Source organism: Leptolyngbya iicbica LK (genome assembly GCF_004212215.1).
Classification (GTDB): domain Bacteria; phylum Cyanobacteriota; class Cyanobacteriia; order Phormidesmidales; family Phormidesmidaceae; genus Halomicronema; species Halomicronema iicbica.
In genome coordinates this window covers 44239-65084 of the sequence record NZ_QVFV01000003.1, presented here as the reverse complement: position 1 = coordinate 65084, position 20846 = coordinate 44239, and the positions used below count along the sequence as shown (strand labels likewise).

The 20846-nt window shown below is 53.6% G+C and carries 22 protein-coding genes; 11 read left to right on the top strand and 11 right to left on the bottom strand.

Translation table 11 applies throughout. The annotated features are described in order from the left end of the window. Positions 1 to 17: 17 nt before the first annotated feature. Entirely contained in the window at positions 18 to 779 is a 762-nt protein-coding gene (locus DYY88_RS14205) for a sensor histidine kinase (RefSeq protein WP_130199458.1), read from the top strand. Between the two features lie 133 nt (positions 780 to 912). Here DYY88_RS14205 and DYY88_RS14200 read toward each other — a convergent pair whose 3' ends face one another. Continuing rightward, a complete protein-coding gene (locus DYY88_RS14200) occupies positions 913 to 1332 on the bottom strand; it encodes a DUF1801 domain-containing protein (protein WP_039729853.1) in 420 nt (139 codons plus the stop codon). 377 nt (positions 1333 to 1709) lie between these two features. Between DYY88_RS14200 and DYY88_RS14195 the strand changes: the two genes are divergently transcribed. Both DYY88_RS14195 and DYY88_RS14190 read left to right on the top strand, forming a co-directional pair. Further along, positions 1710 to 1907 (top strand): hypothetical protein, encoded by a 198-nt coding sequence (locus DYY88_RS14195; RefSeq protein ID WP_039726806.1) that lies wholly within the window; start codon positions 1710 to 1712, stop codon positions 1905 to 1907. 480 nt (positions 1908 to 2387) lie between these two features. Beyond that, the gene (locus DYY88_RS14190) at positions 2388 to 3053 is read left to right on the top strand and encodes an SDR family oxidoreductase (protein WP_039729852.1); all 666 of its coding nucleotides are present in this window, start codon (positions 2388 to 2390) and stop codon (positions 3051 to 3053) included. A 229-nt stretch (positions 3054 to 3282) separates the two neighbouring features. Here the strand turns inward: DYY88_RS14190 and DYY88_RS14185 are convergent, their stop codons facing one another. Next, on the bottom strand, positions 3283 to 4191 hold the full coding sequence (locus DYY88_RS14185) for a transglutaminase family protein (RefSeq protein ID WP_039726805.1): 909 nt from the start codon (positions 4189 to 4191) through the stop codon (positions 3283 to 3285). A gap of 439 nt (positions 4192 to 4630) precedes the next feature. Beyond that, the gene (locus DYY88_RS14180) at positions 4631 to 5299 is read right to left on the bottom strand and encodes a nitroreductase family protein (RefSeq protein WP_201278992.1); all 669 of its coding nucleotides are present in this window, start codon (positions 5297 to 5299) and stop codon (positions 4631 to 4633) included. Positions 5300 to 5626: 327 nt separating this feature from the next. On the opposite strand from DYY88_RS14180, the gene DYY88_RS14175 reads away from it, so the two are divergent. Continuing rightward, positions 5627 to 5878, top strand: coding sequence for a hypothetical protein (locus DYY88_RS14175; RefSeq protein WP_039726803.1), 252 nt, complete (start codon positions 5627 to 5629; stop codon positions 5876 to 5878). A 360-nt stretch (positions 5879 to 6238) separates the two neighbouring features. On the opposite strand, the gene DYY88_RS14170 is transcribed toward DYY88_RS14175, so the two are convergent. After that, on the bottom strand, positions 6239 to 7468 hold the full coding sequence (locus DYY88_RS14170; protein ID WP_160299545.1) for a polysaccharide biosynthesis/export family protein: 1230 nt from the start codon (positions 7466 to 7468) through the stop codon (positions 6239 to 6241). Positions 7469 to 8098: 630 nt separating this feature from the next. Between DYY88_RS14170 and DYY88_RS14165 the strand changes: the two genes are divergently transcribed. After that, a complete protein-coding gene (locus DYY88_RS14165; RefSeq protein ID WP_039726802.1) occupies positions 8099 to 8746 on the top strand; it encodes a flavin reductase family protein in 648 nt (215 codons plus the stop codon). Between the two features lie 370 nt (positions 8747 to 9116). Next, positions 9117 to 9614: a molybdenum cofactor biosynthesis protein MoaE gene (locus tag DYY88_RS14160; RefSeq protein WP_063776178.1), complete on the top strand. Its 498-nt coding sequence runs from the start codon at positions 9117 to 9119 to the stop codon at positions 9612 to 9614. 84 nt (positions 9615 to 9698) lie between these two features. On the opposite strand, the gene DYY88_RS14155 is transcribed toward DYY88_RS14160, so the two are convergent. From DYY88_RS14155 to DYY88_RS14135, 5 genes are all read right to left on the bottom strand, one after another. Next, on the bottom strand, positions 9699 to 10136 hold the full coding sequence (locus DYY88_RS14155; protein WP_039726801.1) for a hydrogenase maturation protease: 438 nt from the start codon (positions 10134 to 10136) through the stop codon (positions 9699 to 9701). Further along, a complete protein-coding gene (locus DYY88_RS14150) occupies positions 10136 to 10921 on the bottom strand; it encodes a hypothetical protein (protein ID WP_039726800.1) in 786 nt (261 codons plus the stop codon). Before DYY88_RS14150 ends, DYY88_RS14155 begins: the two co-directional genes overlap by 1 nt. Positions 10922 to 11018: 97 nt before the next feature. Then, on the bottom strand, positions 11019 to 11936 hold the full coding sequence (locus tag DYY88_RS14145; RefSeq protein WP_242517614.1) for an RluA family pseudouridine synthase: 918 nt from the start codon (positions 11934 to 11936) through the stop codon (positions 11019 to 11021). A 278-nt stretch (positions 11937 to 12214) separates the two neighbouring features. Then, positions 12215 to 12700 (bottom strand): 2Fe-2S iron-sulfur cluster-binding protein, encoded by a 486-nt coding sequence (locus tag DYY88_RS14140; protein ID WP_039726797.1) that lies wholly within the window; start codon positions 12698 to 12700, stop codon positions 12215 to 12217. Between the two features lie 135 nt (positions 12701 to 12835). Further along, positions 12836 to 13606: a hypothetical protein gene (locus DYY88_RS14135; protein WP_130199457.1), complete on the bottom strand. Its 771-nt coding sequence runs from the start codon at positions 13604 to 13606 to the stop codon at positions 12836 to 12838. A 268-nt stretch (positions 13607 to 13874) separates the two neighbouring features. On the opposite strand from DYY88_RS14135, the gene DYY88_RS14130 reads away from it, so the two are divergent. The 3 genes from DYY88_RS14130 to DYY88_RS14120 all read left to right on the top strand — a co-directional run bounded on the left by DYY88_RS14130 (position 13875) and on the right by DYY88_RS14120 (position 17645). Further along, positions 13875 to 14894, top strand: coding sequence for a LysR family transcriptional regulator (locus DYY88_RS14130; RefSeq protein WP_039726795.1), 1020 nt, complete (start codon positions 13875 to 13877; stop codon positions 14892 to 14894). 71 nt (positions 14895 to 14965) lie between these two features. Beyond that, positions 14966 to 16513 (top strand): serine/threonine-protein kinase, encoded by a 1548-nt coding sequence (locus tag DYY88_RS14125; RefSeq protein ID WP_039726794.1) that lies wholly within the window; start codon positions 14966 to 14968, stop codon positions 16511 to 16513. A 76-nt stretch (positions 16514 to 16589) separates the two neighbouring features. Next, on the top strand, positions 16590 to 17645 hold the full coding sequence (locus DYY88_RS14120; RefSeq protein ID WP_039726793.1) for a substrate-binding domain-containing protein: 1056 nt from the start codon (positions 16590 to 16592) through the stop codon (positions 17643 to 17645). A 25-nt stretch (positions 17646 to 17670) separates the two neighbouring features. Here DYY88_RS14120 and DYY88_RS14115 read toward each other — a convergent pair whose 3' ends face one another. Both DYY88_RS14115 and ureA read right to left on the bottom strand, forming a co-directional pair. Then, the gene (locus tag DYY88_RS14115) at positions 17671 to 17976 is read right to left on the bottom strand and encodes an urease subunit beta (RefSeq protein WP_039726792.1); all 306 of its coding nucleotides are present in this window, start codon (positions 17974 to 17976) and stop codon (positions 17671 to 17673) included. Between the two features lie 86 nt (positions 17977 to 18062). After that, positions 18063 to 18365 carry an urease subunit gamma gene (gene ureA / locus DYY88_RS14110; protein WP_039726791.1) on the bottom strand — a complete coding sequence of 101 codons (303 nt, stop codon included), beginning with the start codon at positions 18363 to 18365 and terminating at the stop codon, positions 18063 to 18065. A 397-nt stretch (positions 18366 to 18762) separates the two neighbouring features. Between ureA and DYY88_RS14105 the strand changes: the two genes are divergently transcribed. Both DYY88_RS14105 and DYY88_RS14100 read left to right on the top strand, forming a co-directional pair. Next, a complete protein-coding gene (locus tag DYY88_RS14105; RefSeq protein WP_052288401.1) occupies positions 18763 to 19347 on the top strand; it encodes a hypothetical protein in 585 nt (194 codons plus the stop codon). A gap of 357 nt (positions 19348 to 19704) precedes the next feature. Next, positions 19705 to 20826, top strand: a complete 1122-nt coding sequence (locus DYY88_RS14100) for an ABC transporter permease (protein ID WP_039726790.1) — start codon at positions 19705 to 19707, stop codon at positions 20824 to 20826. The last annotated feature ends 20 nt before the right edge of the window (positions 20827 to 20846 follow it).

Genomic DNA, 20846 nt, shown 5'->3' with positions numbered 1-20846 from the left:
GTTGACAGGAGCCAGGCATGGCAAAGCAATCGGCAACCGAGACAGTTATAACCCCTGAAGCCAATCTTCAGATGGCCTATTGTCGAGCGTTGGAGATGGCGAGCTTTAAGGGCGGTTTTTTGATGCGGACAGCCCATGAGCTGCGATCGCCCCTGAACAAGATTATTAGCCTGCAACAGATGATTATCGAAGGACTCTGCGACGACGTTGAGGAAGAGCGTCAGTTCGTTGCAGATGCCTACGCCGCTTCGATGCAGATGCTGGCCTATCTCGATTTGATGATTCGTGTCTCGAAAATTGAGATGGGGCGCTTGACACCCCAACTACAACCCGTGGCGTTGGCCGAGGTGCTCACACAAGTGCAAGACCTGACGCAAGTGCAAGTAGCCGATCGCAATCTACGCCTCCAGGTTGCCTTACCCCCGGCTGATGTAATGGTGATGGCTGATGCCGCGTGGTTACGCAACGCGCTGACAACCTTGATCGAAATAGCGGTAGCAGGGGGCGATCGCGGCACTCTATCCCTAGCAGCTGCCCCCGCCGCAGAGCAGACCTATGCGATTGCCCTGACCGATGATCGCGCCACCACCCCCTGGCAAGAACCCATTGAACTGCCAAACCCAGCAGAATTCACCCTGGATGATACCCTCTCCACTAGCCTCCGCATGAGCCTAGTAGACGCCATGGTTGCCAGCATGTATGGGCGGCTGACCGTCGGCTCCACCGCTGATGAAGCGACTCAATTACAAATTACGTTGCCGCTCGCCCCCAGCCAATAATGCAGATTTGGAGTGGGGATACCATTCGCCAATGCTGTCCTCACTTACTACGAAAGACTCCATAGCTTCCAGAGCCCTCATTCCCCTTGCTCTCTGGCCCCCCATGCCTCACTTGAGAAAATCGCCTTTTCCCCTACTGACAGCGATATTTGGCCTGCATATCCGCCACAATCTTCGTCAAGAAGTTCTCTAATTCCTTTAGATCAATCTTTGACAGATTGGAAATGTATAGACACGATTTAGCGGTTTTGACCTTACCTAAGCGCTGTAAGTCATCAGCATAGTCGTCGAATCCTTGCATCACGTAGATAGTGGAATTCTGCTTGCGTGGCGCAAAGCCCGTCATCAGCCAGCGATATGTTCCCGTCGAGTTGGTGTACTCGTAACTGCCAAACCCCACAATAGAATCGCCCCACATCACCGCCGGACGCTGAGTCACTTGTTCAAAGAGCGCCAGGAGGGTAAACGCATCCACCCGACGTTGTTCGTTGTCCAAGCTATCTAGAAATTGAGTGACACTTTTATCATTGGGGCGGGTTTTCAGTTCAGCCACAGCTTGCAACTCCTATCAGTTCCGTGAAAGTTCGTATTGCGGTGAATGACCGAGATAAATTAAGCACTCGACTTTACTGTGATTATGCGGTTCTCTTACGGTCTTGCGGGCAGATATTCCAGCCACGAGTTGTGTAGCAAACGTACCGAATGGCTGCACCACAAAGATCTCTCGCCAGAATACAGCAAGGCTCTTGGCGTGAAGAGTGGGTGACGAAGCGAGGATGACTGGCACACTTCTGGCATAGAGGGCATCGGTGATTGTGAAGCTGGCCTCACGAATAGTTGAAATCTCTCTATACTCAGGGCAATTACCGAGACGATACGCTTTGGCATCAGGCACACTTGAACTGTACTGCTGAGCAATCAGTTGACGCTATGACATCTCAAAATCTTTCCCTGGCCCTAGCAGAGCTACAGGCTCGCAAGGTTTCAACGGGCACCATCAGTGACAGCCATCGCCGAGTTTTAGCCCAAGCCTTGGGTTCCCCTAACCTGGAGGAATCTGAGCGGTTGGCCATTGACCGTTTGCTGGTCGGAGCGATGAACGATCGGTGCCCTTGTCCTCAACAATAGTCTGGGCTCTGAGTGCCCCCTGAGGGGCTTACTGCAAATGTCGACTTAACAAGGCCCCAAAGGTTTGGCCGCACAAGATGCGACGGCATCTTGCAGTTCTATTTTCTGTGAGCGGCTTTACAGGCCACCCCATCAAAGGTATTCACCACCAGTTTGATTTGGCAATGCTGTGCCTAAGCGGCAGCCATATCAGCCATTTCCTTGCAACCGCTGCCTGACCTCGACGCGGATTCATTGATTCTGACTAACTCAAATTGAGACTACGAAACGGCTGACTCAAGCCGAGTTTAGGCATGACTTATCGTCGTTACATTTTTCTTTGAACGAAGCCATCCACGCCCGACATCAATAACAATTGGCTGAAGGCTTAGTCTTCTAGCCCTCAAATTGATTGCAGCGCGGCATCAAAGCGGCCCCCAAATGTTTCAGGGCACGGTAAGTTGGTTCACATCAACGTTGATGAGCAGGGTGAGCGATCGCATGGCAACCTATCTAGTCACTGGGGCCAACCGAGGGATCGGTTTAGAATATTGCCGCCAACTACAGCAAAGAGGCGACACGGTCATTGCCGTTTGTCGCAGTAGTGCCGAAGCATTGGACGCCCTCGGAGTGCAAGTAGAAACTGGCGTCGACATCACCTCAGCAGACTCAGTCGCGCAATTAGCCCAAAAATTGCAGGACACTCGCCTGGATGTGCTGATTAATAATGCCGCCATTGTGGAACGCATTAGTCTGGCCAATCTGGATTTTGAGAGCATTCGCCGACAATTTGAGGTGAATGCGATCGGCACGCTGCGACTCACCCATGCCCTATTGCCCCAGATTGTCAGCGGCGGCAAGGTAATCATCATGACTAGTCGCATGGGCTCCATTGCAGACAATACTTCCGGCGGTTCCTATGGCTATCGCATGTCTAAAGTGGCGGTCTCTATGGCGGGTAAGTCATTAGCTATTGACCTAAAACCCCAAAACATTGCCGTCGCGATTCTGCACCCCGGTTTAGTGAGCACACGTATGACCGGCTTTACGACCAATGGCATTACGCCGGCAGAGTCGGTGAAAGGCTTGCTGGCCCGGATTGATGATTTGACCTTAGAAAACACGGGCAGCTTTTGGCATAGCAATGGTGAAATTTTGCCCTGGTAGCGAAGCTTGTAGCCGCGAAAAAAAGGGATGGACGCCATTGAAAACAATTCACGACATTCATGCCTGTTGCTTGAACAGAGGCCCGGGTGCCATCCCGAACCTGGAAACCAGAGTGCCACAGTGAGTGCCCATAGAGTGCTGCGCTCGCTGGTCATGACGTGCACGGGATCAGAGGCTGATCGGGGTCTATGGAGCACTATTCAAGACTGGAAAGATAGCTTGGACTTGGCTAACTGGCGGCTGGAAATTCGGGCAAGGTGCCGAGTTTGCGAATGCTGACTTTGACCTCCATACCCAGGTAGTCGTTAGCTTCGCCATACCAACTACCCGATAGAGGCATCACTTGTCCCGGATGGCGGGCGATCGCTACTCGCAGAAGTTCAAATCCTTGGGTGATGCGATTAGTGGGATCGTAGTTGCACCAGCCCGCCCCCGGTAGATAAACCTGCAACCAGGCATGGGTCGCCCCCGAACCCGTCATGCCAACGGCCCCCCCATCTAGCGCCTCGTCATAGAGATAGCCACTCACAAAGCGACAGGCAAAGCCTAACCGCCGCAGCGCTTCAATCATCAACCACGCATAATCGCGGCAGGTGCCTTGCCGTCGCTTCAGCGTTTCACCAGGTCTTTGAGTGCCCTCGGCTTCCCGGGATTGGTATGTGAGGCTGTTCCAAATCTCATCCATCATGCGATCGAGCACGTCTAAGGCGTCATCGCGATCGCCCGCCACAAAGCGTTTAGCCCAGGCGGCGACGCTACCGTCCTCATCTTCAGCATGGGGCCGCATAAAGTTCGATAAATCGATCCATTCATCCGGCGTGTACTGAATCGGCACTTCCTTAGCCCGCTCTGAAAGGGGAAAATTTTCCACATCTTGAATGCCAAAATGCTCTCCCCGGATGCGATAAGTCACCTTTAACTCAGGCGCCGAGTCGGCAAATTGCAAAATCGCGACATTGTTAGACAGGGTATCCATCAGCCAATGCACCTTAGCGGGGATGTTGGTGTCTAGCGAATACCGCAGGATACGACCGCTGTAGCCGAGGCTCGGCAAAAAAATAGCTCGATGATCGCCAAAGGTCACTGGCTGGCGATACCGATATGTGGTGACATGCTCTAAGTCGTAAACAACAGTCATGACGCCTCCTTTGATAAGAGTGCAGCACTGGCGATGAGAGTGCAGTATTGGGGCTAATGGCGATCGCAATTGGTATGGATTGGTGACCCCATACTCGACAGCATCCTTTGATCTGCCGCTGGTTAAGCTATTTCAGGTTTACTGTTTCTAATTTTTCCACGAGTGGATGCACTTTTTCTGAGGATGCGCAAATGATTCCTGAGATGCTTCGTCGTGCCCTCCTATAGCCCTAAATCACGATTAATGTCAATTTGGTCAGGCATTCAGGCTAGTCCTGTTGAGGAGTGGGAGCAGATGAGAGCAGATCGGCAAAGCGGCCGATTTAACAAAGTATGACCGCATTCAGCGAAGTTCAGAAGCCTGAACTTGCGAGCGCTGAAAATAACCGTCGCTGAGGAACCGAGGCCCTATTCGCTCTCATCCGGTCAGGAATTGCGCTTTAGGCACCGTAGGGAGTATCGAAGCTATCCACAAACACGTTGGTGGATAAAGGCAAACGGCCCGGATTTTTACGCGGCTCGGCAGCAAAGCCAATCGGTAGCAGCACGGCCACAGCAATATCGGAACGATGCTCTGCCCCAATCACTTTTTTAACTGCATCCTCTTGCCAGCCATTCAAAAAGCCTGAAGATAGCCCCATAGCTTGAGCCGCCAGTGCCGTATGGGTCGCCGCAATCATCGCGTTTTTGATCGCATACTCGCGTTGGCGATCGCCCAAATTTTTCTGAAACTGCGGAATTGCTTCCTTAAAGTAATCCACCGTCTTTTGGGGCCAGGCATCTCGTTCTAGCGCTGTTTGATAAATCTGTTCCATGAGGGCTTCGTCTTGCCAAGCGGTAGCGCTAGCGGTGAACACAAAAGTGACCGGAGCTTGCTGCACTTGCTGCTGTCCAAAGGCAGCTTCCGTCAAAGCTTGTCTCTGCTCGGCGCTTTGCACCAGCACAATGCGCCAGTCTTGCAGGTTGTAGCTGCTCGGGGCGGCCACGGTCAACTCCACCAACCGCTGGAGCATCTCGGGCGGAATGGCTTCATCCTTAAAGGATTTGATCGACCTGCGAGTCGTGATTGCAGTAAAGGTATCTAGAGGTGACGACAAAGACGCACTCATCAAAAACTAGCCTCTCAACTATTCGTTAATCTTGCTGGCAGTGAGCGATCGCTTTACGAGCCTTTAAGCCGAAACGCCAAACTGTCAGTCGCGCAGTTTTACCTGCAACTTGTTAAGTCTAGTTGGTGATTTGGCAATCTCCCCACTATCCTTAGGTGCAATTTGCGATGAGGCTTGACGCTAATCGCCAAAATTTGAGAAGGCGATCGACAACCATTAGCACTTCCTTAAAAGAGGCGCACCAAGTTTGGTTGAACTTTCTCAGATTTCTTGCGGAAAAAGAATGAATCAAGCTGAAAACTATAGGCAGCAACAGATGGATGGTTCATGGAAGCACTCGCCCTGCTATTTGTGATAGGAACCTTTGTAGCGCTTTTGGTTCCTGAGAAGAAGCCGAAAAAGCCCAGTCCTGGCGATGATTTGTTGAAGGGCTTGAAGGCTGCCGCAGGGGAAATTTTTGATGCACATTTGCTGAAGGATCCACCTCGCCCCGATAAGAAACCAGGAAATCCGTGGGCCTCACCTTGGGCAGTGATGATATTTACGATCTTTATCGGGATCCTGTTGACGTCTATTTGATGGCGACGATTAATCATCGGTTGACCGATGCTCAGGACTCAGGATTTGATCATCCGAGTTTTTTCGGGCCGACACCTTACCGGCTACTTAACAGCCGAGACGGCTGTTCACACTTCATTCACCTGAGTTCGGGTTAAGCTTCACGGCTCATCCGCCAGGGAATAAATTGCCATGGCTCACCACACAAGTCCGTTAAGACGGACTCAAAAGGAGTCTTGGAGCCCCTGAGCAAGTCCATTTTCAGTTGGCTTGTCCCCCGCCGGGAATCTCAAAATTCCCGGCGGGGGACAAGTACTTAACCCAAACTGACATTTATGACTCACCACGTGCCAGCGTCGTGTCAGTCAACCAATTTAGTGATTAATCAGGGCCATCATTCTCTAGATCATCAAAGATTCTGAAGATGTTCAAGATGCCATTAATGGGATCTAAGATGCCACCGGCCGCAGTGCCAACGAGCTCCAAGAAGTCTGAAGCGCGGGCCACCCCAGAGCGCGATACCAGGACAATATCGTTCTCTCGCAACGGGGGGTTGTTGGCATCGTCGATACCAGTTGCCAAGTCAACATCGATATCGCGTTTTTCGACCGTACCGTTCGGATTAACCCGAATGAATGTAACTTTACCCGTTTGTGCCCGCGCATCAGCAAACCCCCCAGCGGCCAAAATGGCTTGGTTCAGAGTGGTGTTTGGGTCAACTTCAATGCGTCCAGGATCTTCCACTTCACCTACGACTGCGACTTCGATAAAGTCTTGGGCAAAGCTGGCTGTGGCTAGCGTTCGTGCCTCCTCAGGGCTCAGGGCTTCTGCCCTTGGCACAAATACAGTATCGCCATCCCGCAGCAGCGCATTCTGCGACTGATCGCCATCAACCAATAGCGCATAAAAGTTGATGGGAATCACCTCTCGGGTGCCATCCGGTTGGGGCCGAATCAGCTCAATATTGCGAATATCGGCGAGTTGGGTAATGCCACCAGCGTTTTGGATGGCTTGAGCAACGGTACGCAGTTCGGCCACTGAGACTTCTGTTGAGGCGGCCCCTTCTTGGCGGGTCGTATAGGCACCCGGCGCAAACACCTGACCAGCAACGGCAATACGAATCGGGCGAGGGGCTGACAAAGATAAGGTCACCACTGGGTCATAGATGAAGGCTTCATACTGTCGAGCGACCGCGGCGGCGGCCTCTTCTAGACTCATGCCAGTGACATAAACGCTACCAATCCACGGCAGGCTAATGGTGCCGTCTGCCAGCACGCGATAGATATTGTCGGTGACCAGACGGTTGCCGCTTTCGTCGTTAGTTAGCTCTGGCACGTTGAACACATCGAAGCGCACATCGTCGCCAGGTCCCAGAAGATAGGTGGGAATATTTTGTGACGGATCAAAGGTTTGAGAATTACGGGCGGGCGGGCGACCTGAGCGTTGCTCTAGCGGCGCAAAGGCATCGGGGTCAACTTCTTCGCGAACACTACTCTCCGGCAGTGATTGGGCCCAGACGGGATAGAGACAGCCCCAGGTCAACAACTGGGAAATCAGTACGGCTGAAATGGGTAGCCGCGATCGCTCTAGCACCAGAAACGCATTCTTCATCATCATTCCCCATCAAAAATCAGGCTGTAAATTTGAGAATTTTCATTAATTTTGGCAGTTCCACCAAAACCCAGACTTAGCTTTGGTGCATCGACCAGATATCTTGCTGCCGGGTTCCTTAGCGTTGGGTCAAATATTGAGCAAGGAGCTTGGCAATAGCTATCGAAAGCGTTGCCGCCCCTCAGCACAGTATCTCTAGCTGTATCCTATAGGTCGCGATCGCGCCGATTAGTGCGCTGTATTTGCATACGGTAGTATCCGTCGGACACCGTTGCAAATTTCGATTCCCGCGAGTTCATGAAATCTTCAAAAGCGACTCACGAAATATACGGATGGTTTACATAAATCTGTCTGCATGGCCCCTAAATGGTCGGTGAGTGCCTGATAACAAGTCCACTCCCGCCACCTTGAAATTTGGGGCAAGCCTGAAAATGCGGGCACTGCTCGATGGGTGTCGTCAAGACTGTCTCACCATCAAGCATTCACACCGAAAGCACCATTCACTCAAGCACTCATCTGCCAATCCACATTGGTTTGGTGATGTTATTTGTCTACCGATCTCTGATGAGTGAAAAAGACCACTAAGCTGGTCTTGATAGTTAACTGCGCGAATTTATCAAGGATGACTGTATGGAACTAGATCCCAAGTCTCTGAACCCGAGCGATCGCTACAAGCTGCTGATTGGGAGTGTCGTGCCCCGTCCCATTGCCTTTGTCTCCAGCCTGTCGTCAGCAGGGGTCGTGAACTTAGCGCCGTTTTCATATTTCAACGCCGTGGGGCACAAACCGCTCGCACTGATGTTTAGCGTTAGCAAAAAGCCCGATGGCAGCGACAAAGATACCATCCTCAATGTACGCCCCGTTAGCGCAGGGGGGCTAGGCGAATATGTGATCAATCTCGCGGTGTCGTCTTATGTGCAGCAGGTTGCTGAGGCAGCTGAGCCGTTGCCCCATAGCGAATCTGAGTTTGATTATTTGGAACTCACGCAGGCCCCGAGCAAACTCGTGGCGCCACCGCGCGTGGCAGAGTCGCCAGTGGCGTTTGAGTGCAAAACCATCCAAATCGTGCCAGTGGGCGAGTTCACCATGGTCATTGGCGAGGTGGTGCACATGTTTATTCGCGATGATTTGGTAGACGATCGCTACCACGTTGACACTGACAAGCTTGGCGCAGTAGGCCGTTTGGCTGGCTATGATTATTGCCATATCCGCGATCGCTTCACTATTCCCAACGGCTTTTCTGCGGAGAAAAAGGCGGCTCTAAAGCAATCCCAATAGGCGAACAATGGGCCAGAGCCACGTCCGGTAGCAAGAGGTCTGGCAATCCGCAGTTAGGTGCCGAGAGCCCAAAAGTTGAAAGCATGGGCATGGAAAAGCATGGGCATTGAATCGAAGTGTGGACAGCCGTCTCGGCTGTCATGGGGCAGTCAAGATGCATGCCCCACAAAACTGGGATTTGATAAAATCTTGCTTCCTAATCTAATCCCTTCGGTTTGCTGCCAAAGCGATGAACGGAGCTATCTGCGCAACGCCGTAGCATGACTCGCGTTGTTTGACCCGCTGACATTTAACCGACGATGGCAGCGTCATCGCGACCAGGATTTGTATGCTGTACCCATAGCTGTGTTGCATGTGAAGAGAGGGATATGTGGCTGTAGACTCAACGCTGCCTGTGGTGACGAAGGCGACGGTAGCTGAGGGCGACAACTTTGCCGTAACCTTTGCGCCGCTGTCGTTAGATGAGGTGTATCGTCTGGCGGATGATTCGCGGAATGGGGCGATCGTGGTGATGAGCGGCATGGTGCGCGACAACACCGATGGCCGCGCCGTCTCCTATTTGGAATATCAGGCCTATGAGCCGATGGCCTTGGAAATCTTCAAACAAATCGCGGCGCAGATGCGGCAGCAGTGGCCGGATGTGACTCGCGTCGTGATTCATCACCGCACGGGTAAACTGCTGGTCGGTGAAATCAGTGTCTTGGTCGCTGTGGGGTGCCCCCATCGAAGTGAGGCATTCGCCGCTTGCCAGTATGCGATCGATACGCTGAAGCACAACGCACCGATTTGGAAAAAAGAGCACTGGGAAGATGGTGCGAGCACTTGGGTCAGCATCGGCGCTTGTGAACAAACACCAGAGGGCGGCTGACGGTGGGTTACACGAGCGCAAGCGCGAATGGATCGAATGCACGGCTCCCAGACTGAACAGGCGTCGGTTGTCTCTAGTTACGGTTTACGGCGCGGTGAGAAAGTCCCATAACTGAGACAATGCCGTGTCGAAACCGGCTTGAGCGATCGCGGACAAAGTTTCTGAAAAATCCATCGCCGCAGTGGGCAATAGTAACTGATAGGCGAGCGGTACCGTGTCGTACAGTTGCGCGGTTAGGCGTAACAGATCAGCCGGGTCGCTGCGATGAGCATCCAGCCCGGGAGCATCACTGGGGGACAGAGATCGCCAGGTCACGTCAACTTGGGTATGGGGCAAGGTCGCGTCGATGAAAATGACGCGATCGCATTCAGCCATGGCCGCTGCCAGCTCTGGGGTGAGTTGGTGGCAGGCGATCGCCCTCACGTTGGGCAGTTCCCATGCTGCAACCTGGTCTGCCAGCTGATAGCCCACACCATCGTCACCCCGCAGCGTGTTGCCATAGCCCACGACCAAAGTCGTCATCAGCGGCCTCGCGGCAATAGCGCCATGGGATTAAAGTTGAGCAACCAGCTCAACACCGGCAGGGCCACATGATCAGGCAACACCTCAATTTGGAAATTGAAGGGCAAAATAATCTGCAAAGCCGGAGCATTGGGATGCAAGGTTGATCGCACCCACAGCACCAGTTGCAGGGTATATTGGCGGGCCGGAGCGGGCATATTGGGGATTTGGCTTAAATTCACCAGGGCTGGCCCCACCTCCAACGTCATCTGATTGTCGGGGCGGCTGAGGAGACTTTCTCCGGTGATGTTGACACTGGTTTGCAAACCGGGGTTCACGACCGTTGGCGCTTGCGACGGCAGCAAATCGGTCGTGCTGCCGGGCACCTGGCGAATCACGCGCTGCGCGTAGCCGCCGTGAATGCTCAGGGCGCTGCGGTCCCATTCGATAAAGACCTGCTGATCGGGCAGCGTATTCACGACATTCACACTCAAGGTTTTGACGGCGGGCTGCAACGGTCGCTTGCCCTGGGGCATCACTTGCAGCGCGACAGCACCCACCCGCTCCTCAGCGTTGAAAAACGTGATGGCAAACGCCGAGATGCCGTTAACGGTTTGGGTTTCGGCAGTTGCCTGATATAAATTTTGCTGCTGTAGTTGGGCATTGACGGCATCCTGCAGCGCTTCCCCTTGGAGCACAATGGCCACCTGATCTTCGAGTTTGTCTTCGACAGACAAAGCCATCTGATACAGCACATAGATGACGCAGATGAAATAAACCGTCAGGATCAGGATTTCGACGCCCATGAAGCAGGTGCCAGCGGCTAAGGTGCAAAGTCTCGGCTTTCAGGATACTGGGTCTGGCCTTGGTTGCTGCGGCAATGTGTCAGAAATTCGCCAAAATTCACCCCGATAGCTGTCGATTGCGGAGCACGCTGAGCAGTTTGATGAAGTGGGGGGGGAAAGGGGCGATCGCCGTTACGAGTTCCCCCGTTGCGGGATGGCGCAGCGTCAGCTTTTCCGCGTGGAGCGCCTGACCGGGCAGATTCACACCAACCGAACGCCCCGCGCCGTAAACCGGATCGCCCACCATGGGATGTTTCATATGCAGGCAGTGGACGCGGATCTGATGAGTACGCCCCGTTTCTAACTGAAAGCGCATCAGCGTGAAATTGCCCAGCCGTTCTTCTACTTGCCAATGGGTCACCGCTTCCCGACCGCCTTTGTGGACGGGGACGATCGCCTGCTTTTTGCGATCGTGGGGATGGCGACCGATGGGGGCATCGACCGTGCCGCTAGTGGTCGCGGGTACCCCATGAATCACCCCGAGGTATTCGCGGCGGGCGGTTTTGGCCTTCATCTGCGCTTGCAAATCTTTGTGGGCCAGCTCTGACTTAGCGACGACGATCGCCCCAGTCGTATCCTTATCTAACCGATGCACAATGCCGGGACGCTCGACGCCGCCAATGCCCGTCAGTTGGTCGCCACAATGAGCCAGCAGCGCATTCACCAGGGTGCCGTCCATGTTGCCCGGGGCGGGATGCACCACCATGCCCGCTGCCTTGTTGACAATGACGAAATGCTCGTCTTCGTAGAGGATGTCGAGGGGAATGGCTTCGGCCTTCACCTCTAAGGGCTTCGTGGCAGGGATCGTGACCGCGATCGCATCTCCCACCCTCACCGCCGCTTTCTTGTCCGTACAGACGGAGCCGTTGAGGGTCACGTATTCCCAGTCAATGAGCTTTTGCACCCGATTACGCGACAGGTCAGGGAGATGCGCTGTCAACCAGCGATCAAGCCGCGACGGTGACGCTGTTTCCACCTGGAGCTGTAGGGTCGTGTCAGAAATGGGGAGTGACTGAATTCAACAGAAGCAAACTCTAGCATTTTTGGCGATCGCCATTCCTGATTTGCACCAATCCCAGGTCTCAATCAGGACTCAGAATTCTCCATCGATCCGGACCTCGACTCCGCTCAGCCCTCGTTGGTCCCACGTCAACCCGTCTAGCTAATTGAGCGGAGTCGAAACTAGCCGCGCTAGAGATGCTTAGTTTTGGCTACCGACTTATCCCCGCCATGATGATCCAGGCTAGCAAACCCTTACGCTTCCGAAGATTGCGTATAGTATTCGCTGACTCTGAAGGTATCGGTGTTTTCCAACTGCTTCAGCATCGAGCGGGTAATCAATTTGCCTTCTTCTACCAGCACTGCGCCCGTAATCGGGTGCAGCAAGTTGGACTCGGCCCGCCGACCAATCAGCGCTTCAATATCCTGCAAAGAGTTGACGTACATACCGGGCGGCAGCTCCACCACCACCCCTTCACCCATCACACGCGCTTGACAGGCGAGCCGTGAATTGGGCTTACACGAGGTAATCACCTCCAAGGTGCGCTGCTCACGACGGTTAATCGGGGTTAAGGCATCAGCTCCGTCTTTAACGTAGATATGACAGGTCGCACACATGCCCCGCCCGCCACATTCTTTGAGCACGTCTAAGTCTTTGTTGAGCAAGACAGAAAGCAGGTTGCCATTCGTTTGGATAGAGCTTTCCTGAGCAATGGGTTCTAACCGTACGGTTTTGACCATTAGGGTGAATTCTCCTTAAAAGTATGAGCGGTCGGGCAATTTTCAATCAGTTGCCATCAAACAGTGGGGGGCACCCCAAAGGTATCGTGAGGCTAGACACCTGGGTTTCAGTGTCGGTCAGGCATCAATTCTAATTCATTCAACCGGAGCCTGGTCGACCTGCAATACCGCTCTTTGCTCCGGTGTCAGCTGTTGCTCAATCACCAATGCTTGATAATCACGAATGATCATTGAGCACCGTTTGATAAAGGTACTGACCCACTGATCGAGAGCCGCGTGTATAGCTTGATCAATGGACGCTGCGGGTGCAATTTGCGCCTCTGCAGTCACGCTAAAGTGACCGTTGCGGTCGAGCTGCATCACATCAAGGTGATCGTCTTTGGGCCGCGTGGTGCGCCAGGTGTTAGCCACTACAATTTTGCCCAAATATTGGGCGGTCGCATCGGTCAAGGCGTTGAGGGTCGCCAGATAACTGCCCCAGGTGACGATCGCCGTTCCACCGGGCGCACTTGCAACCACGGGTGCCGAGGGCGAAGACGCTGGAGACTCAGACGGAGCATCGGCGGCTCCTCCCTCGGTAGGCCGATTGAGCGTCGTACTGCCGGCCAGCAAGCGAAACGTGGAGACCGCACTGTGGGGATCACTCTCTAAAGTGTCTTTGAGTTGAGCCACAGTGTCGTTGTAAACTACGGTATCGAGGTGTTCATCCGTAACGACTAATAGAATCACGCCTGTTTTGAGGCGATAAATTCGCGCGTCGCGCCGAGCAAATTTAAAATCAAATGATTCAAATCCGGTCGGCGTAGTACTGATGACCTGCTGTATACCCTGGGTTAACGCTTCTTTTTGTTGAAAGTTGAGCGACTGATCTATTCCTGAAAAATAAGGCCGCGAGTGCCCGTCCATGAGGCCGAGACCGACGATCCCAGGTAAATTTAAAAAGCTCAATATCACCTGTTGTTTCATAAAAAAGCTGAGTTTTCTGACAGTGCGGTATCGAGAAAATCCGCTGAACGAGTAATCTAAGGGAGGCTGAATATCCTTTTGTTTTTCCTTAACCAAGGATTAGTTGGGGAAACATCAAGCTAGATGGCATTGATGGGTGACTGCGATGAAATGCTCATGCGTTTGTTGTTGAATTCTATGTCTCACTCGATTCTCTGGATAGGTTTTTATGTCTTCTGATCTTCCGTTTACTTTGGATCAGTTGCGCATCCTTAAAGCGATCGCAACTGAAGGCAGTTTTAAACGGGCTGCCGATAGCCTCTATGTTTCCCAGCCAGCGGTCAGTCTTCAAGTTCAGAATTTAGAACGTCAGCTGAGTGTGCCCCTATTTGACCGAGGGGGTCGCCGCGCCCAACTCACCGAAGCCGGACATTTGCTGCTGGAATATGGCGATCGCATCTTGAGTCTATGCCAGGAAACCTGCCGCGCGATCGAAGATCTACAAAACCTCCAGGGAGGCACCCTGATTGTCGGCGCGAGTCAAACCACAGGCACGTATCTGCTGCCAAGAATGATTGGTTTGTTCCGTCAACGCTATCCAGAAGTCGCGGTACAGCTTCATGTCCACTCGACTCGCCGCACTTCGTGGAGCGTTGCCAATGGTCAGGTCGATTTAGCCATCATTGGCGGCGAAGTGCCCAGCGAACTGCAAGAATCCCTCGAAATCATCCCCTACGCCGAAGATGAATTGGCCCTGATCATGCCGGTTTATCACCCCCTGGCGAATGCCGAGATTATTCGTCGTGAAGATTTGTATCAGCTCAAATTCATTGCCCTCGACTCTCAATCCACCATTCGCAAAGTGATTGATCAGGTATTAACCCGCTGCGGCATCGAAACGGGGAATCTGCATATTGAGATGGAACTTAACTCCATTGAAGCGATCAAAAACGCAGTGCAGTCGGGTCTGGGAGTAGCATTTGTTTCCATCTCGGCGATTGAAAAAGAATTGCAGATGGGCATGTTGCATCGTGGTCGCGTTGAAGGCGTTGTGGTGAACCGCACCCTCTCGGTGATTGTGAATCCCAATCGCTATCGCTCAAAAGCGGCTGAAGCGTTTACCGAAGAGATTTTGCCCCAGTTTACAAACCGGGCTATCGAGCTATCGCAAGGGGCAGCTGAGCAGAATGGGCAGACGACTTCAGTGCCCTCACTACCTGAAATCAATGGGAAAGCTTCGGTCGAGTAGCGAATCGGCTTGTAATGTTATGGGGGAAGAATAAGCTTTATCTAGCGATTGGCTAGCCTACCTCAGCGCCTATGGAGATTGTCTGTACTCGACCGACCTGTCCCCGACCGGCCAACCATTTTGCCGATCTGGAAAATTCGGCCACGTTGACCACGGTGCAACAAAAGTTTTGCACGGCCTGTGGCATGCCGTTGATTCTGAGTGGTCGTTATTTGCCTGAAAAACTGTTGGGGCAGGGCGGCTTCGGAGCGGCGTATTTGGCCCGCGATCGCTACACCCCCAACCTCCGCCCTTGCGTGGTCAAGCTGTTTCAGCCGTCTGGGGATCTCAATCCTGACCAGTTGGCCCTGGCGCAAAGTTTGTTTCAACGCGAAGCGGCGGTACTGGAAGAAATTGGCCGCAAACATCTGCAAATTCCCGATCTGTATGCCTTCTTTCCGCTGATGGTGCCCAGCCTCAAACCCGGCAAGCAAGAAGAGTATTTCTATCTCGTTCAAGAATTCATCGATGGCGAAGATCTGGAGCAGGCGTTAGCCCGCAGTGGCCCCCTCAGCGCTTCCGACATGATCGAAGTGCTGGTCTCGATGCTCAAAGTATTGAGTTTTGTCCACGATAACGGCACGATTCACCGGGATATCAAGCCTTCCAATATCATGCGTCATCGCGATGGCCGCCTCTATTTGCTGGACTTTGGGGCGGTGAAACAGGTGACCGCAGCGCAGGGGAAGCCGAGTGGCCGATCCACGGGCATTTATTCCATTGGGTTTGCGCCGCCTGAGCAAATGGCGGGGGGAGAGGTGTATCCTTCGACCGATTTGTATGCCTTGGCCGTGACCTGCATTACCCTGCTGACGGGCAAAGAGGCGGGGGAATTGTACGATTCGTACAACAATTCCTGGGCGTGGCGAGCCCATGCGCAAATCAATCCAGCGATCGCCGATGTGCTGGATCGAATGCTGTTACCGGTACCCAATCAACGCTACGAATCGGCCAAAGCGGTACTCGCGGCCTTGCGCCAAGCGGCTTCATCGGGAAGTGCTAACGCTGCGGCTCCACCACCGCCCCGAGCCGCAACCAGCCCGGCGGCGCCGTCTCCCAACACCGCCATGCAAACTCCTGCATCGGCAGCGGCTCCTACTGCGCCTGCCCCCCCCGCTGCCCCCCCTGGTTTGGCGCGACCTCCCAAGGGAACGAAGCCAGTCAAAGCGAAGTCAGCTTCGCCTGCGGCTTCTGCATCCCAGTCGACGGCGATGTCGTCGGTGTCATTAGTGGAGTTTTTGAGCGGTGCGGCCTTTACTGGGTTTGAAGGTGGACTGCTGGCGATCGCCCTGCTGAGCTTACTCGGCACTACTTTGCTGGGCAGTGGCGCTTGGCTGCTGCTGCTAGCCGTGCTGATTTTGCTGCAAGTACGGCGGGTGATTGAGCGGTTTGACCTGGTGATTATTGCGGTGGTGACTCTGGGGGTCGTCCTGTTGTTTCCACCCTTACAAGCAATCTTGGCCACCAGTGCCACGCCCCGTATCACAGTGATTGTGTTGGCGGTCATGGCGGGACTTGCCGCGATCGCGATCGGGACTCTCTTTCGGCTCATTTACCGCTTGCTATCTACCTTCATGTAACAATCGCGCTTAACCTGCTGGCTCCTGGTCTACCCTCGTTAAGTACGCTTCTCTTGGCCTTATTCGACAGTTATCAATGAGCAGCAAGAATGAAACTCCGGTTCTAATCGCCTCTTTGCTGATTACCGCCGCGCTCCTAGGCGGCGGCTATTGGTGGTTTACGCGAGATGGCGGCTTAAACGTGCCCGGTATCGGCGGCAGCAATTCCTCACCGATCGCTTCCCCCTCCGGTGCTGATGCTCCGGCCAGTACCGGGGGACAATTCAACGAGGTGCAAAACGTCCCGGCGGGCTTGTTTAACTATGGCGGCAGCACTACCTGGGCTCCCGTGCGCGGCAGCGTTGATCCGATGATGCAACAGGCGTTTCCAGGGTTTCAGCTACGCTACACCGACCCTATTGGGGTTCCGGCAAGTTCCGGTTCCGGCATCGATATGCTGCTCAAAAAGCAGCTGTCGTTTTCGCAGTCGTCGAGGGCTATTAACCCCGACGAACAACAAGCCGCTCAACAGCAAGGATTCAGTCTTAAAGAAATTCCCGTGGCGTTGGAAGGCTTGGCGATCGCCGTCAATACCAATCTCCCCGTTGACGGCATCACGCTCACCCAACTGCGCGATATTTACTTAGGCAGCGTCACTAATTGGAGCCAGGTCGGCGGGCCAAATTTGCCGATTGTGCCCATTTCTCGCCCCAGCGATGGCGGCACCGTCGAGTTTTTTGTTGGCACCGTTTTGGGCGGCACCCCGCTACCCAGCAGCATCACCATCGCCAACACGACGACCGAAGCTTTACGTCTGGTCGATAGCACTCCCGGTGCGATTTACTACGCCTCGGCCCCCGAAGTGGTGGGTCAGTGCACGGTAAAACCCCTGGCCCTGGGTCGCCAACCGGGACAACTGGTGCGCCCCTATGCAGAACCTTACGTGCCGCCAGAAAATTGTCCTGCCCAGCGCAACCAAATCAATAGCGCCGCCTTGCGTAGTGGGGAGTATCCGCTGACTCGCAGATTATTTGTCATCATCCGCGAAGATGGCACGCAAGATCAGCAAGCGGGCGAAGCCTATGCCAATTTGCTGCTCACCCAGCAGGGACAACAGCTTTTAAGCGAAGCCGGATTTGTCGCCATTCGTTAATGCCGTCTGGACAACCGCCCAACCCTTAAAGTGGACCGTCAATCAAAGCATTGAGGCCATATACCTCACGGCTACCGACAAAAGGCACCAGGGTGACCTCGCGCTCGTCCCCCGGTTCAAACCGAACGGCGGTGCCAGCAGGGATGTCGAGGCGCATGCCCCGAGCCTGAGCGCGGTCAAATTGCAACGCCGTATTCACTTCAAAAAAATGAAAATGTGACCCCACCTGAATGGGGCGATCGCCACTATTGGCCACCGCCAGCGTCACTGTGTCGCGACCTGCATTAAGTTCAATATCGCCCTCAGCAGGCAGCAATTCGCCAGGAATCATGAGCTATCTCCAGTGCAATTGAGTCAAAAAAATGAGTAAGCGGGCGATCGCGGCACACCCCGCACCATCCCTAACCGTAAAAAAAGCTAGACGATGGGATTATGAACCGTCACCAATTTCGTGCCATCCGGAAAAGTCGCCTCTACCTGGACCTCATCAATCATGGCCGGAATCCCGTCCATCACATCATCCGCCGTTAGCAAGGTCGTGCCGTAATGCATCAGGTCAGCCACGGTACGGCCCTCCCGCGCCCCTTCTAAAATGGCCGCCGACAAGTATGCTACCGCCTCTGGATAGTTGAGCTTGAGACCTTTTTCCTTACGTCGCTCGGCTAGCAAAGCCGCAGTAAAAATCAGGAGTTTATCTTTTTCTTGGGGCGTTAATTGCATAAATGGCTGATTGTGGAGACCGAGTCTGACGATACGTTGAAATGAGGGCTTAGATTGTGCAAATTTTACCGATTTTCACACTTAGTCCAGGTTTTCCTCTACTTTTTGCAGCAATCAGCTTAAAGGCCCGTTACAAATCAATCGGATCCACGCCGCCGAGATCCCGACAACTGGGCAAGTTCGTTAGGATCTTGACTATCCCCTTGATGTGACCGGAGTATAATTTCGTCATTCATGTGGAGTCGGTGCGATCGTCAGACACTTGTCTCAGCAACTTTTCTCGAATCGACATCAGGCTGCATCAACTTCGGGAAGGTTGTACCTTGATAAAGGTTGTTCATTGTGATGGCAACCTCTGATATCAGGGCTCATCGTCAGCGCTGTCATGTAGTTACCAATGCAGGATTCTCAAGCCCAGCCGTCCTCCCGAAACGGAGAAACTCGACGGCTCTCGCTCAACTCAACTGAATACGAGAAAGAGCAGCAGTTGATGCAAAATACGCATCTACTGCTGACTAACTTAGCTGAGCGCGAGAAAGCCACTGTCAGAGCAATTTTGGATGGCTTATATGAAGTGGGATCGATCCACTTAATCAATGACAAGGTCAGCATCAAAGCCCTGCGAGGGCCGCTCAAAGGCATTGCATCCTTTAGCAAACCCGTGTTTAAGCTCTTTGCCTGGCGGTGGTTTAAGCGCAACTGTCCCGAACTGATTACCAACTGGCTCTACCGACAAGTCCGTTTTGACGAAAAAGCTTTGCTGCTTGAAGCGCGCAATCACGAGTTGGAACCGATTGAGGTGGAATCTCTGCGTGAATTGCCGCCCGAGGTGGTTGAGTCTCTGTCAGAGGCCCAGCCGTCACTATCCCCCATTATTGAAAAGCAAGCGGCGGAAATCTTGGCCCTCAGGAGTCGCATCACCTTACTGTCCCTAATGGTCGTTGCCTTGGGTGTCGTGTTCTGCTGGAATATGTTTGCCTAGGCAATGAGGGAAGCCGTTGGCATAGCTGTCTCAGCTTTTTGCTGCCAGGCATATTCTTAGGCAGGCTGGGAGGGGATTGGCGTTTGCCGCATTGGGTACGCGCTATAGGCTGTCGGCGCGATCGGGGACTGTTTTTCCGCATCCTTCCCTGCACCTACCACCGCCTGCAATGCCCCAATTGATTCACCGCCCCATTCCCTGTATGCGCATCCATACATTTCCCTCATGTGAACTGATCCGCAGGGGCGAGGCATTGTGGAAATCATATTTCGGGTTTATTCAGAATGCTGCGCCCACAATGCCTCGCCCCTACACCTAACCACCCTGTCACCCAACCACCGTGTCACCCTCACACCCATGCGCCCCCTTCGTACCTTCCGCCAATCCCGCCTCTGGTCGCTCATTTTGAAAGAAACGCGACAAATCCTCCGAAATCGGCAGATTATCTTCCTTCTGCTTTTTCCTCCCACCGTGCAACTGCTGGTCTTTGGCCTCGCCCTCAACCCGGAAGTGACGAACCTCAGCCTCAGCGTTGTGGACTACAGTCACAGCCCTGCCAGTCGCGAATTTGTCGCCACCTTAACCGCCAATGACACTTTCCAGATCGAGTCTTATCAGCCCAGTGTGGAGACTTTGGGGCAGCAGGTGAGAACGGGGCGAGTTTCCACTGGGTTGGTGATTCCGCCGGATTTTGCTGACCATCTTGCTGCTGATCAGACCGTGGATGTGCAAGTCCTCATTGATGGGGTCGATGCCAATACCGCCGGCATTGCCAGCGGCTACATGCAGCAACTGATTAACCGCTATGGACAATCCTTACAGGCAGTGCCCGACTTGCCTGTAGAAATCGCCACCCGATTTCTCTACAATCCCGGCTTGCTGAGCAGCTGGTTCTTTGTGCCAGGGGTGATTGGGGTCGTCCTGACGCTGACGGGGTCGCTGGTCTCATCCACCACCGTCATTCGTGAAAAAGATGTCGGCACCCTGGAACAACTGCTCATGACTCCTGCCCAGGGTTGGGAAATTCTCGCCGCCAAAATAACACCGCTGTTTGTGCTGCTGATGGGGGATGTGTTGCTGGCTTCCGCGATCGCTCGGCTCATTTTCGGCCTGCCCTTTCGCGGCAACTATTTTTTGTTCCTGATGCTATCGGGTGTCTACATTTTTGTTGCCATTGGCATTGGCATTTTGCTGGCGACCATCTCTAGCACCCAGCAGCAAGTGGTGCTGACCTCCTTCTTTTTCAATGTGCCCCTGATTCAGCTCTCTGGTGCGATCGCCCCCATTGAGAGTATGCCGACCTTCTTCCGCATCCTCTCGTTCTTCAATCCGCTGCGCCACTACGTCACGATTGCCCGCAGCCTCCTGTTGAAAGGCGTTGGCCTCGAAGTATTACTCCCCGAAGTGCTGGCCCTGGTAGGCTTCACCGTCTTGTTGCTAGGCCTGAGCATCAACCGCTTTCGCGCCCAGTTGAGCTAAGGAATACGCTGCTAGGTTGT

Excerpts from the sequence above, each read along its gene's own strand:
- DYY88_RS14180 (WP_201278992.1), bottom strand. The coding sequence starts at position 5,299 with ATGAGTGCGTCTTTGTCGTCACCTCTAGATACCTTTACTGCAATCACG.
- DYY88_RS14190 (WP_039729852.1), top strand. The coding sequence starts at position 2,388 with ATGGCAACCTATCTAGTCACTGGGGCCAACCGAGGGATCGGTTTAGAA.
- DYY88_RS14150 (WP_039726800.1), bottom strand. The coding sequence starts at position 10,921 with ATGGGCGTCGAAATCCTGATCCTGACGGTTTATTTCATCTGCGTCATC.
- DYY88_RS14155 (WP_039726801.1), bottom strand. The coding sequence starts at position 10,136 with ATGACGACTTTGGTCGTGGGCTATGGCAACACGCTGCGGGGTGACGAT.
- DYY88_RS14120 (WP_039726793.1), top strand. The coding sequence starts at position 16,590 with ATGAGCAGCAAGAATGAAACTCCGGTTCTAATCGCCTCTTTGCTGATT.
- DYY88_RS14185 (WP_039726805.1), bottom strand. The coding sequence starts at position 4,191 with ATGACTGTTGTTTACGACTTAGAGCATGTCACCACATATCGGTATCGC.
- DYY88_RS14125 (WP_039726794.1), top strand. The coding sequence starts at position 14,966 with ATGGAGATTGTCTGTACTCGACCGACCTGTCCCCGACCGGCCAACCAT.
- DYY88_RS14195 (WP_039726806.1), top strand. The coding sequence starts at position 1,710 with ATGACATCTCAAAATCTTTCCCTGGCCCTAGCAGAGCTACAGGCTCGC.
- DYY88_RS14205 (WP_130199458.1), top strand. The coding sequence starts at position 18 with ATGGCAAAGCAATCGGCAACCGAGACAGTTATAACCCCTGAAGCCAAT.
- DYY88_RS14100 (WP_039726790.1), top strand. The coding sequence starts at position 19,705 with ATGCGCCCCCTTCGTACCTTCCGCCAATCCCGCCTCTGGTCGCTCATT.
- DYY88_RS14130 (WP_039726795.1), top strand. The coding sequence starts at position 13,875 with ATGTCTTCTGATCTTCCGTTTACTTTGGATCAGTTGCGCATCCTTAAA.
- DYY88_RS14105 (WP_052288401.1), top strand. The coding sequence starts at position 18,763 with ATGCAGGATTCTCAAGCCCAGCCGTCCTCCCGAAACGGAGAAACTCGA.
- DYY88_RS14170 (WP_160299545.1), bottom strand. The coding sequence starts at position 7,468 with ATGAAGAATGCGTTTCTGGTGCTAGAGCGATCGCGGCTACCCATTTCA.
- DYY88_RS14165 (WP_039726802.1), top strand. The coding sequence starts at position 8,099 with ATGGAACTAGATCCCAAGTCTCTGAACCCGAGCGATCGCTACAAGCTG.
- DYY88_RS14115 (WP_039726792.1), bottom strand. The coding sequence starts at position 17,976 with ATGATTCCTGGCGAATTGCTGCCTGCTGAGGGCGATATTGAACTTAAT.
- ureA (WP_039726791.1), bottom strand. The coding sequence starts at position 18,365 with ATGCAATTAACGCCCCAAGAAAAAGATAAACTCCTGATTTTTACTGCG.
- DYY88_RS14135 (WP_130199457.1), bottom strand. The coding sequence starts at position 13,606 with ATGGACGGGCACTCGCGGCCTTATTTTTCAGGAATAGATCAGTCGCTC.
- DYY88_RS14175 (WP_039726803.1), top strand. The coding sequence starts at position 5,627 with ATGGAAGCACTCGCCCTGCTATTTGTGATAGGAACCTTTGTAGCGCTT.
- DYY88_RS14140 (WP_039726797.1), bottom strand. The coding sequence starts at position 12,700 with ATGGTCAAAACCGTACGGTTAGAACCCATTGCTCAGGAAAGCTCTATC.